Annotated in this window: 13 protein-coding genes; 3 read left to right on the forward strand and 10 right to left on the reverse strand. The window is 52.5% G+C overall.

Features of this window, described 5'->3' with window-relative positions:
* Nucleotides 1–5: 5 nt before the first annotated feature.
* From Q3O59_RS10540 to rppH, 8 genes are all read right to left on the reverse strand, one after another.
* Entirely contained in the window at nt 6–623 is a 618-nt protein-coding gene (locus tag Q3O59_RS10540; protein ID WP_305945547.1) for a FlgO family outer membrane protein, read from the reverse strand.
* Nucleotides 623–1,336 (reverse strand): FlgO family outer membrane protein, encoded by a 714-nt coding sequence (locus tag Q3O59_RS10545; RefSeq protein WP_305945548.1) that lies wholly within the window; start codon nt 1,334–1,336, stop codon nt 623–625. The genes Q3O59_RS10540 and Q3O59_RS10545 overlap by 1 nt, the downstream gene beginning before the upstream one ends.
* Nucleotides 1,337–1,416: 80 nt before the next feature.
* Nucleotides 1,417–2,001 (reverse strand): FlgO family outer membrane protein, encoded by a 585-nt coding sequence (locus tag Q3O59_RS10550; protein ID WP_305945549.1) that lies wholly within the window; start codon nt 1,999–2,001, stop codon nt 1,417–1,419.
* Nucleotides 2,002–2,063: 62 nt separating this feature from the next.
* On the reverse strand, nt 2,064–2,915 hold the full coding sequence (locus Q3O59_RS10555; protein ID WP_305945550.1) for a thymidylate synthase: 852 nt from the start codon (nt 2,913–2,915) through the stop codon (nt 2,064–2,066).
* The gene (gene lgt / locus Q3O59_RS10560) at nt 2,912–3,721 is read right to left on the reverse strand and encodes a prolipoprotein diacylglyceryl transferase (RefSeq protein WP_305945551.1); all 810 of its coding nucleotides are present in this window, start codon (nt 3,719–3,721) and stop codon (nt 2,912–2,914) included. Before lgt ends, Q3O59_RS10555 begins: the two co-directional genes overlap by 4 nt.
* 16 nt (nt 3,722–3,737) lie before the next feature.
* Nucleotides 3,738–4,532: a sulfite exporter TauE/SafE family protein gene (locus tag Q3O59_RS10565; RefSeq protein WP_228592258.1), complete on the reverse strand. Its 795-nt coding sequence runs from the start codon at nt 4,530–4,532 to the stop codon at nt 3,738–3,740.
* 71 nt (nt 4,533–4,603) lie between these two features.
* Nucleotides 4,604–6,862 (reverse strand): phosphoenolpyruvate--protein phosphotransferase, encoded by a 2,259-nt coding sequence (gene ptsP / locus Q3O59_RS10570; RefSeq protein WP_305945754.1) that lies wholly within the window; start codon nt 6,860–6,862, stop codon nt 4,604–4,606.
* Between the two features lie 9 nt (nt 6,863–6,871).
* A complete protein-coding gene (gene rppH / locus Q3O59_RS10575) occupies nt 6,872–7,387 on the reverse strand; it encodes an RNA pyrophosphohydrolase (RefSeq protein ID WP_305945552.1) in 516 nt (171 codons plus the stop codon).
* Between the two features lie 419 nt (nt 7,388–7,806).
* On the opposite strand from rppH, the gene mutH reads away from it, so the two are divergent.
* Nucleotides 7,807–8,469, forward strand: coding sequence for a DNA mismatch repair endonuclease MutH (gene mutH, locus Q3O59_RS10580; protein WP_305945553.1), 663 nt, complete (start codon nt 7,807–7,809; stop codon nt 8,467–8,469).
* A 32-nt stretch (nt 8,470–8,501) separates the two neighbouring features.
* Here mutH and Q3O59_RS10585 read toward each other — a convergent pair whose 3' ends face one another.
* The gene (locus tag Q3O59_RS10585; RefSeq protein ID WP_305945554.1) at nt 8,502–9,335 is read right to left on the reverse strand and encodes a substrate-binding periplasmic protein; all 834 of its coding nucleotides are present in this window, start codon (nt 9,333–9,335) and stop codon (nt 8,502–8,504) included.
* Between the two features lie 71 nt (nt 9,336–9,406).
* The gene (locus Q3O59_RS10590) at nt 9,407–10,279 is read right to left on the reverse strand and encodes a sterol desaturase family protein (protein WP_305945555.1); all 873 of its coding nucleotides are present in this window, start codon (nt 10,277–10,279) and stop codon (nt 9,407–9,409) included.
* Between the two features lie 75 nt (nt 10,280–10,354).
* Between Q3O59_RS10590 and Q3O59_RS10595 the strand changes: the two genes are divergently transcribed.
* Nucleotides 10,355–10,921 (forward strand): TetR/AcrR family transcriptional regulator, encoded by a 567-nt coding sequence (locus Q3O59_RS10595; protein ID WP_305945556.1) that lies wholly within the window; start codon nt 10,355–10,357, stop codon nt 10,919–10,921.
* Between the two features lie 152 nt (nt 10,922–11,073).
* Complete coding sequence (locus Q3O59_RS10600; protein ID WP_305945557.1) at nt 11,074–12,057, forward strand: glutathione S-transferase family protein; 984 nt, start codon at nt 11,074–11,076, stop codon at nt 12,055–12,057.
* Nucleotides 12,058–12,060 lie beyond the last annotated feature (3 nt).

Below are 12,060 nucleotides of genomic sequence, written 5' to 3' on the forward strand. Positions count from 1 at the left end.
TTGATTTATGGGCGAATTTGATTGAGCACCAGATGAGGAATAAAGCCACTGGCACTGCTGCTGATGGTTTGGGAGTCCAGCTGCACCACCCTGGCCTGAATTTCCATGCCGCGCTCCGTGGTGATCAGCGTGCCGGTGAGAATGGCATCCATCGGCAACTGCCGGGCCAGTAAGCGGGTGTCCCGCGACAAGGCAAAATCGCCATGCGGCCCGACATGAAAGTTGCTGGTCAGTTTGTGCTCGACCACCTGAACGCCATGCTGTGGCAACAAGGTACGCAGCAGCTCTGCCAGTTGATTGCCCAGTGGACTGCTCTTGCTCAAGGTTTCATCCAGCTCCACAAAGCTGCTGATGGCAACCCGCTGCTGCTGCAGGGCCTCAGTTTGCACCAACTGATACGCCAACTGCTCGGCATAGTGCTGCAATCGCTTCTGGCTTTGCGGCCAGTTGGGCATCAGATACTGCTCAGCTTCCGGCTGTACAGCGGAAGATGGCTGCCGGTACCAGGTAGTAGGCTCCGGCAGTTCAGTCAGCTGCTCTGCCTGACACTGCTCGCCATAGCAGGACGCCCAATGACTGCACGCACCGAGTAGTAAAGGCATCAGCAACAGCAACAAGCGCATTAGTCCGCTCCTTGAATCAAGCGAACCTGCTGCGGCCGCTCGGAGGGCTGCAAACCGGCGATCACCGGTTGAGGAATAAAGCCTTGCGCCACTGCCAGCACCCGCTTGGAGTCGATGCCAACCAGACGGGCATTGACCATCACACCGGACTGGTGCCGCACTAAGGTGCCCCCCAGCACATACTCAATGGGCTGTTCTTCCCGCAGTTCCAGAAAGTCCCGACTAAAAACAAAGTCCCCTTGTGGCGTCACCCGAATAAAGTCGGTGGTTTTAAAATCGATTTGGGTTAAGCCAAACTGATGCACTTCGTGCATAAAGCTTTCAGCCAGCTGATTGCCCAGCAAATCAGTCTCATCGTAAGGGCCATCCAGATAGACAAAGCTGGTGACTGCAAAAATAGCATCGGCCATGCCCGGATCCATCACGGCGATCAAGTCATGCATCATGCCTTGCACATAATGATTCAGCGGCATCCGCTGCTCACCCTGATAGCGTTGTTGCAGCCGCGCTTCAGCGCGCCGGTTGCTGCTGTAATTGGCCTGCTGATGCACCAAACTCTGATAATAGCCAACGTCGGTTTCGGTCTGAGCCGGTGCCGGAGCCGCCTGCAGGCTGTGCTCGCGGTACTCCTGCCACTTTTGCTGCGATGCGCACCCAGTGAGCACCATGGCTGCCACCAGTCCTAGCATCGCTGTTTGCCTGATACTGCGCATAAAGTTCCACCTTAAAATCAAGTCGCTTCAATCGGAAAAAACGCTTACGCCATCATCGGCGCCTTGCTGCCGATCTGGCTCTAGTGCGAAATCCGGTACATCCTGCCCTGGCGCAATTGCACCTGCTCTGCTGAACCCAGTACGGCGGTTGGTATTTGATCGGCAGCAGCGGCAAGCACCCTATTGGTTTCTGTATCGACCAAGCGTGCATTAACTATAGTAAAATCTTCATGCTGCGACAGGGTGCCGGCAATGACGTAACGGACCGATTGTTGATTGGCCAGCTCTGAAAGCTGCCGGGTCAGCAGACTGTCGTGCTGCGCATGCAGTTGCAAAGCCTGACCGGCACGAAACTCCGTTACCTGAAAGCCCAGCTGACTGGCAACGGTGAGCATGCTTTCCTGCAACTGCAAGCCAAGATGACGCAAGCGGACATTGGTATTGTCCGGTTGCAAGGTAGCGCTGTCGGTAAAGGTCACCGCCGTCATGCTGCCATGTGGCAGCACAGGCAAGTCCGCCAGCAACTGCTCGGCCAGCCGCTCGGTATAAAACAACACCGGGTCCAGGCGGGGTTTTGCCTCGGAGACGGCACTTTGTTGCCGCAGTTCAGCATGGCTGCAGGCCAGCAATGTCAGTACCATCAGGGGAATTAACCAGTTTTTCACAAGGATGCCTTTGCTGCCAGATTGAATACCAGCATCCATACAAAATCGGTGCCAGACTTACGCTATACCGAGAAGGGATACTGGATCGCCGGGTGGCACTGATACCCTTCAACCTTGAAATCATCCAGCGTGACCCAGGTTTCCAAATCCTGCAAGGATTGAATTTTCGGATTGATGAGCAGTCTGGGGGATGGAAAAGGCTCACGCTTTAGTTGCACATCCCGCATCAGCGCCAGTTGGTCTTCGTAAATATGTGCATTGACAATTTTGTGGTAGGCCTTGCCCGGCTTTAAACCGCAGATCTGTGCCATTAAAGCAAGAAAAGTAAACACCTGTACCTGATTGAAGTTGAGCCCTAAAGGCACATCGCAAGAGCGCTGATAGCTGGTCAGGTACAAAGTGTCCCCCAGCAATGAAAAGTTATGGGTGTGCATGCAGGGGCGCAGACAGCCGCGGTCAAACTCGCCCGGGTTGTAAAAGGTAATGATTTCACCCCGATCGTCTTTGCCCTGCGACAAATCATCCACCACTTTTTTCAGCTGATCGATCACTTGGCCATCCGGCCCGGCCCAGGCTCGGCCTTGCACCCCATAAACCCGTCCCATGTCGTCCGGCCCTTGCCGATGCGGGTTGGCAAGCCAAGCGGCATTGTCATTGGCATTGGCATCCCAGGTTTTGGTACCGAGCGCCCGAAAATCAGCTGCATTTCGATAGCCACGGATATAGCCCAGCAATTCAGCAATGGCGGCTTTCCAGTAACTTTTCCGGGTGGTGATCAGCGGAAAAGCATTGGCAGCAACATCATAGCTTAAATCAGCATTGATGACCGTTAAGCAACGCTTGCCGGTTCGTTCATTGGCAACCCAGTGCCCTTCATCGATAATGCGCTGGCAAAGCGCTAAATACTGTTTCATGCGGCCCCCGCTGTTGTTTTATGACGCAGTTGGCTGTAACCAATAAGGCCAAGACCTGCCAGTATCATCGGCAGACAGAGCCATTGCCCCATGGTCATGCCCAGGGCCAGTACCCCCAGGTGCGCATCCGGCTCACGGAAGAACTCGACGATAAAACGTGCCACACCATAGCCCAGCAGGAAAACGCCCCCTAGCGTGCCTTTGGCCGGTTTGAAATGACGAACCAGCAGGATAATCACGAACAACAGGATCCCTTCCAACGCCACATGATAAAGCTGTGACGGATGCCGGGGCAGTGGCCCGGCACCAGGGAATACCATGCCCCAGGGCACCTCTGTGACCCGCCCCCAAAGCTCGGCATTGATAAAGTTGCCGATGCGCCCGGCCGCTAAACCTAGCGGAATCAGTGGTGCGGCAAAATCCCCCAGCGCCAGAAAATCTTTTCGGGTTTTGCGTGCGAACCAGGCCATAGCCACCAGTACACCCAAAAGGCCACCGTGGAAGGACATCCCCCCTTCCCAAACGCGCAGCAAATAGCTCGGTTCGGCCAAAAAACTGTCGAACTGATAAAACAGCACATAGCCGATACGCCCACCCAGGATCACCCCTAAAAAGCCGTAAAACAGCAGGTCGCTCACTTCCTGCCTGGTCCAGCCCGAGCCTGGTCTGGCCGCTGCCCGGTTAGCCAGCCACCAGGCAATCAAAAAAGCCACCAGGTACATTAAACCGTACCAGTGGATGGCCAGCGGGCCCAGGTTGATGGCGACAGGGTCAATGTTGGGGAAGGTTAAATAGGATTGCGACATGGGCACTCTTTACTCATCAGGCAAAAAACATTCGAAGCGCCACCAGCATCAAAAAGACACCAAAAAAACGCTTAATTTTCATCACAGGCAGCTGTTGCGTTAGCCGCGCCCCCACAGGAGCGGTAAAAATCGAGGTCAGCACAATACCAAGCATGGCGGGCAAGTAAATAAAGCCCAAAAAGCCATCACTTAACTGGTACTGCTGCCAGCCGGCGGTAACATAGCCCAGAGTTCCAAAAAGCGCAATGGCGATGCCGCTGGCTGCGGCACAACCGATGGCACGCTTCATATCCACCGAAAAATAATTCAGCATAGGCACAAATAAGGCGCCACCGCCGATCCCGAGCAGACTGGCGAGGCCGCCAAAAGCCCCCGAAAGGCCAACCATTGCAGGAGCTCCGGGCAACGCACGCTTGCCGACCACAGAACGGGAGCCCAGCATCCGAAGTGCGATTAAAGTGACAGCGACAGCAAAGATACGCTGCAGCACAACGCCGTCGACCAGATGTGCCAGGTAGCCGACACACCAGGCTCCCAGTGCAGAGCCAATCATGATTTTACTGGCCAGTGGCCAGGGGATATTGCCCCATTTGTGATGTGCCCGCACCGAGGAAGTAGCAGTCACCACAATGGAGCCTAAGGAGGTCGCGATGGCGACCAGCATGGCATGCTCAGCTCCAACAATGCCAAAAGCTGGCAACAACACCAAAAGAACTGGCACCACAATAAGGCCGCCGCCAATGCCCAGCAAGCCGGCCAGCAAGCCAACAACGGCACCCATCAATGCAGAAATAACGATGATACTTAGCAAGCAAAGTTCCTTAACTGTACGCTAACGCTTATCTAGCTGACATGGACCAAGGGCATCAGTGTACCAGACAATCAGGAGCGTAGCTGAGAGGTCAGATTTTTTTGTTCTAAGAAACGATGGACTTTTTGACGCACTGCTTTGGGGGATTCACTTTGCAAAGCATCGTGCAACAAAGCCTGCAGCTCAGTCAGCTGTACCCGACGCAGCAACCACTTAATTTTCGCCAGCTGACTGCTGTTCATGCTAAAGGAGTCGTAGCCCATAGCGGCCAACAACAATACACCAGCGGGTTCTCCAGCCAGCTCGCCACAAATGCTGGTGGGCAGCTGCAGGGCTTGAAGCTGTTTCCCCATTTGATGCAGCGCTCGCAGCACAGCAGGATGCATGGCATCGTACAAGCTGGCCACCCGCGCATTGTTGCGATCAACCGCCAGCAAGTACTGAGTTAAGTCATTGGTGCCAACCGAGCAAAAGTCAACTTTGCTGGCCAGCTCGTTCAGTTGGTACATAATGGAAGGTACTTCAATCATAACCCCCACTTTTGGCCGCACCAACTCCAGTCCAAGCTCATCCCCTACTTCAAAACAAGCCTGTTTAATCAGACGCAAGGATTCATCGATCTCCGCCAACTCCGAAATCATCGGCAGTAAAATGTGCAAGTTGTTGGCATGAATATCGGCTTTGAGCATGGCCCGGATTTGCACCAGGAAAATCTCAGGGTGATCCAGCGTTAGCCGAATACCCCGCCAGCCGAGAAAAGGGTTGTCTTCGCTGATGGCGAAATACGGCAAGGCTTTGTCACCGCCAACATCCAGAGTTCGCATGATCACTGGTTTTCCGGGGTAAGTAGCCAGCATAGTGCGGTAGAGCTCGACCTGCTCTTGCTCGGTTGGAAATTGGTTGCGGACAATGAAAGGGTACTCGGTTCGGTACAGACCAACACCATCGCAAATGTCGTTGCTGGCTTGATCGGGATCCACCGCCAGGCCGGCATTTAGCATCAACGCAAAGCGATGACCACAAAGCGACTGGGCGGCTTCGGTGATTTCTGCCAGGTAGTGGGCAGACAGCTCGGCATCTTCGCTGATCAGTTGCTGGTACTCGGCATAGATGGCTTCGGCCGGGTCCAACAAAATGTGGCCCTGGTAACCATCCACAATCAAGCGCTGTCCTTGCCACTGCATCAGGGACAGCCCTTCCACCCCCATCACGGCCGGCACCCCCAAGGCACGGGCCATAATGGCGGCATGAGAGTTAACCGACCCTTTTAACGAGACTATGGCCACCAACTGGGGCCTTGGGATCTCGGCCAGCATTGAAGCGGTCACATTTTCGGCCACCAAAACGACTTTTTCCGGCAGCTTGTGATGCCGTTTTTCGGTATCCAGCAGATGGATCAATACCCGCTCACCCAAATCCCGAATGTCGGTGGCCCGCTCTTTAAAGTAGGCGTCTTCCATGTCTTCAAACTGACGGGCAAATTTCTCGACCACACGTTTTAATGCACTTTTGGCACACCAGCCCTCGGCAATTTGCTGCTCAATTTCCTGCCCTAAACTGGCTGCATCAAGCAATTGCTGATAGACATCAAAAATCGCCAGTGCATCGGCCGGCAAGTGACTCGCCATGCGATCGGACAGGCGTTTAAACTCGGCTTTGGTGGTACGAACAGCCCGGTAAAAACGGGATAGCTCTTTATCCGGTTCTTCGGAGCGCTGCAGCGATACGGCATTAAAATCACTGGCCGGTTGCAACACATAGGCTTCGCCAATGGCAATACCTGGCGCACCCGGCAACCCATTGAGCTGACTGGAGCGACTTTTACTGCCAGATACCGGTGACGCCGCCTCGCGTAACTCGGCATTGGCCAATACCGATGCCAGCTGGGCACCTAATGTGACCAGGAAGGACTCTTCATCTTCGCTGAATACCCGCTCTGTTCCCTGCTGGATGGTAAGCACCCCCAGTACTTTGCGATGATGAATAATGGGACAGCCTAAAAAAGCAGAAAATCGGTCTTCACTGACCTCAGGGGTTACTTTAAAGCGGGGGTGCTGATGGGCCGCCGCCAGGTTAATCGGCTCTTCACGCTGACCAACCCAACCAATCAGGCCTTCAGAAAAACCAATGGCCACTTTACCGACAGCCTCAGGGTTGAGGCCGTCAGTTGCCATCAGCATAAAGTGTTGTTGATCGTAATCCGCCAGATAAACCGAACAGCACTCGGTGGCGAGTGCTTGCTTTACATTCGCCACCAGACCAGACAAAGCCTGTCCCAGAACGGGCTCTTGCGCCACATCCTGAACAATCCGCCTTAGCTGGCTGAGCATGGCCATGGTTTATCCATCCGACTTACCCTTGTGTTTTCCGGTTTTACGGGGAAATGGCAAAGCGATCGGGGCAAACTCTTTCATGACTTTTCGGTAGACATCGCGCTTAAAAGCAACCACCTGACGCACCGGGTACCAATAGCTGACCCAGCGCCAGCCATCAAACTCCGGATGAGTGGTTTTAGCCAGATCTACATCGCCATCAGGGCAGGTCAGACGCAACAAGAACCACTTTTGCTTCTGACCAATGCATACCGGGTTGCTGTCACGCCGAATCAACCGCTTTGGCAATCGATAGCGCAACCAATGCTTGGTTACCGCCAGAATTTCTACATCATCCGGCTGTAAACCAACTTCTTCGTTCAACTCACGGTACATCGCCTGCTCAGGCGTTTCGCCCTGATCGATGCCACCCTGCGGGTATTGCCATGAATGCTGTCCGTAACGTCTTGCCCAAAACACCTGTCCCTGGTGGTTACAAATCACTATGCCGACATTGGCCCGAAAACCTTCGGCATCAATCACATAAACCTCGAGCTTTTTAACTGCAGCTATAGCAAAGATTCTTTCACAAAGTTATCTGAACGGCAATCGCTATTTTTCAACAGCCAGTGCCTTGGATGCTTCCATGCTAACGATCCTTAAGTTATCCACAAAATAATAGGTTACAGCAAGCATATGTGCACTTTTTCACAGCCTCTGTGGATAGCGCTGTGCACAACCAGGTTTTATACCATGAGTAACTTGCCCAAATCACAGACCCCACTAAGCAACACTCAAAAATAACCATCAAAATAAACAACTTAACTTGCATTTTATTCGAAAGCTTTTGTTTAAGCCTGTGCATAACACAGATCGCCGACTTTTTATTCAACGTATAAAAGCCCGTCATGCTATGCTGCTTTGCTAAACAAACGGATAGAAAACCAGGGCGTCTTGACCTAATGACACCACCAAAAAATCTGGATGAGTTGATGCGACGCTGCCATGCCCTGGCCGGACTGACTCTGGGTCAACTGGCAGCGGAAGCCAATATCGCCGTCCCCGACAACTTAAAGCAAGATAAAGGCTGGACCGGACAACTGCTGGAACAACTGTTGGGCGCCAGTGCTGGCTCCAGGGCTGAACCCGACTTTCCCGAGCTAGGCGTCGAGTTGAAAACCCTACCCATTAATCAACAAGGGCTGCCACTGGAAAGCACCTACGTCTGTGTTGCCCCTTTAACCGGTGTCGGTCAGCAACAATGGCAAGACTCTTGGGTCTGCCGTAAACTGAGTCATGTGCTTTGGTTGCCGGTGCTGGCCGAGCGCAGCTTGCCGGTGGCTGAGCGCGTGGTTGGCCGGGGTTTTTTGTGGCAGCCTGATCACGAACAACGGCAGAAACTGCAACAAGACTGGGAAGAGCTGATGGACTTGATCGCGCTGGGTGGCATCGATCAGATCCGGGGCGAACATGGCGAAGTATTGCAGCTTCGTCCCAAAGCAGCCAATAGCAAGGCGGTCACTGCCGCAATTGGCAATGAAGGAGAGCCCATCTTGACACTGCCCCGGGGGTTTTACCTGAAAACTGGCTTTACCCGGCAGATCCTAGCCAAAGCTTTCTGTTAGGATCTGCCGTAATACCTGACACTCAATGGCTCTTAATGGCCATATTTATCCAGAATTTGCTGATACAGGCCGCTGGCTTTAACGGCAGCAAGTCCCTGATTAAAGGCGTTTACCACGGTTTCATCCACCGAAGCCCGACTGAACATCACATAGACTTCTGAGCTTCCCAAGTTAATGCTATGGGGCTCAATGAAATCATCCAGGCCGCGGCGCCGAATAATGGAAGCACCAACAAAGCTGTCTTCCAGGAAACCATCGATTTCCTCATCAATCAGCCGCGCCATGTTCATCTCGCTGATAATGGCGCCAACAAACTGATCATGATAGGCATCATCGGTGTACAAGCGGGTGATTTCATCGCCGTAAAAATACTCGTTGACGATGCCCAGTTTATGACCCGCCTGCACAAACTCAGTAATGTTGGTGTAGGGCAAATTGCCCTCGTAACGCCGAACATAGAGAATAAAGCGTTCTTCGCGATAAGGCTCGGAGAAATACGCAAACTGCTGCCGATCTTCGGTCATGGAAGCACCCAACACAAAGTCTACCTCGCCACGCCGTAAGGCATTCAGCAGCTCAACCCAGGTTGCTTGCTGTATCTCGACGGTACAGCCCATTTGCTCGGCGACCGCATGGACTATTTCTACATCCAGGCCGGTAACAACATTCCCTACCCCGACGTACTGATAGGGCTCCCAGGCATCAAAGCCCATGGTCAACTGACAATCTGACGGCTGAGCCGGCACGGCTGACTCGGTGGTATAGCTTTCCTGCTCCTGAGACTGCGCATCGGGTTGAACCGGTGCCTCAGTGCAACCGAGCATGAATAGAGCAACCAGCAAAAAACCAGGCAAGAAAGGTTTCATTACACACCTCTGCTTTTTAATTCATCCAGTTCAAGCTTAGTGCAGATTGAAAAAATTTCCTCCTGAGTCAACTACTTTTCCGTTATTCGCTCCACAGTTTCAGCAGGCTGGTTTGTACTTTTGGCGGAACTCGTAACCGACAATAACACCAAAGCTTTATTCTTCCAGCCTTGCGCCCGACACCAGTCTAGCCACATCAGGCGCCACTCATCAAAAGTAATCACCAGTGGATTGTTCGATTCAAAATCAGTAGTAATGCCATAACGGCAAGGCTCATCTGGCTGCTCGGCTTCAAAGGTGCCAAAAAGCCGATCCCAAACAATCAAAACTCCGGCAAAGTTTTTATCAATGTACCTCGGGTTCATCGCATGATGCACACGATGATGGGAAGGCGTATTGAAAATGTACTCCAACCATCCCAGCCGCTGAACGGCCTGAGTATGCACAAAGAATTGAAATGCCAGATTGAGCGACACCACAGCCAGCACCAACCAGGGTGAAAAGCCCAACAGCATCATTGGCAACCAGAACAACCACATGCCCGAAACCGGATACATCAGGCTTTGCCGAAAAGCGGTACTTAAATTGAGCTGGCGGGAACTATGATGCACGATGTGTGATGCCCACAACCAACGGATATGGTGGGATGCCCGGTGAAACCAATAATACAAAAAGTCTTGCAGTACAAATGCAAACAGCAAGGTGGAAGCATTGAGAGAAATTTCAAACAGCCGGTGCTGAAACAGCCACCAATAAAAGGGCATTAACAACAACAACGCCAGCAACTCACCGGCCTGATGCATTAAAGCAAGCACTGCATTGGCCAGCGTATCCCGCCACTGATACCAAGGCAAGCGCCGCCGAAACCCTAAACGCCACTCCAGGGCAACCAGTGCTAAAAACACCGGACTTAAGGCCAATAAAATCCACTCTGTTGAGACCATGTCAAGCTGCAGCCTAATTGAACTATGCCATACTTATACCTAAGTCACGTGAAGATGCAAGCAGGAGGCCAGGCAATGAATGAACAAGCAGAGATAATTTTACACCAAGCACTGCAGCTGGCTGAGCGCAGCGATTGGGAGCATGTCCGGCTTCGAGACCTCGCTGCGACTATGGATGTCCCCTTGCTAACTATTTATCAATACTACCCGCAAAAAGATGACTTAGTGGATGCCTGGTTTGATCAGGCCGACAGAGCCATGCTGGCTTGTCAGCAATTACCGGATTTTGAGCACAGCTCTCCACAGGAAAAATTACTCACGGCAATGATGCACTGGCTTAATGCTTTGGCCCCTCATCGTAACGTGACCCGGCAGATGCTGTATTACAAACTGGAGCCGGGCCATGTTCATCTGCAAGCTGCCGCCCTGCTTCGCATTAGCCGTACTGTGCAATGGTTACGAGAAATCGCCGATTTAAAAGCAGATAACCTCAAACGCATTGAGCAGGAGCTATACCTGTCGGCACTTTTTAGCACTGGCTTTATCCGCTGGCTGACGGCATCCGAGCCGGCTTTAACCACCGCCCGCAGTTGGTTTAACCGCGGTTTGCAGCTGGGACGCTGGCGCCGCTTGTGGCATTAGGACGGCCAACTATTCGAAAAACATGAATCATCAAACCCATAATTGCCAATTATTATTCGATTGAGCCGCTGTTATAGTACTCACTGAGCTGCCCACGTTGATTAAGCATCAGAAGATGGGTAACAGTACTGAAGTACAAAAAGGAGATAACCATGGGTTTGTTGGTCAATGGCAAGTGGCAGGATCGCTGGTACGATACCAAAGCATCCTCCGGCCGGTTTCAGCGTCAGGACTCGAGCTTTCGTGATGATATCCAAGCACACAGTCAACCCGATGCCAGCCGCTATCACCTATACGTGTCACTGGCTTGCCCTTGGGCCCATAGGACGCTGATCCTCCGCCAGCTTAAATCCTTGCAGTCGTTGATTCCGGTAACCGTGGTTTCTCCTATCATGCTGGAGCATGGCTGGGAGTTTGATGGCGATGGCGGTGATCGCGAACCACTCTATAACCTAAACTACATGCATCAGCTTTACACCAAGGCAAAAGCCGATTACAGCGGACGGGTCACAGTCCCGGTGCTGTGGGACAGGCTAGTGCAGCGACTGGTTAACAATGAGTCCGCAGACATCCTGCGCATATTCAACCGTGCTTTTAATCACCAGACAGGCAATCGGCTCGACTTTTACCCGGCAGAGTTACGTGACTCAATTGATGAGGTCAATGCCTGGGTGTATCGGGATATCAATAACGGTGTTTACAAGGCAGGTTTTGCCACCAGCCAGGATGCCTATCAGGAAGCTTTTGAAGCTCTGTTTAAAGCACTGGATAAAGCCGAGCAGCTGTTAACTGACCAACGTTTTTTAACCGGTGATTACCTGACTGAGGCCGACTGGCGGCTATTTACTACCTTGATCCGCTTTGATGCCGTTTACGTGGGTCATTTTAAATGCAACTTACGCCGCATTGCAGACTACCCTGCGCTCAGCCATTACCTGCGTTCGTTGTATCAAGTACCGGGCATTGCTGAAACCGTCAATATGGATCATATCAAGCGTCACTATTACATCAGCCACCCGATGATCAATCCGACGCAGATTGTGCCTGAAGGACCAGCACAGGACTTTAGCGCACCACACAATAGAGGTGATTGGCAGTTAGAGCAAGTGGTACTAAAGTCCGACGCTAGAGTGTAAAAA

It is taken from the genome of Alkalimonas delamerensis, from assembly GCF_030717955.1.
Classification (GTDB): Bacteria; Pseudomonadota; Gammaproteobacteria; order Enterobacterales; family Alteromonadaceae; genus Alkalimonas; species Alkalimonas delamerensis.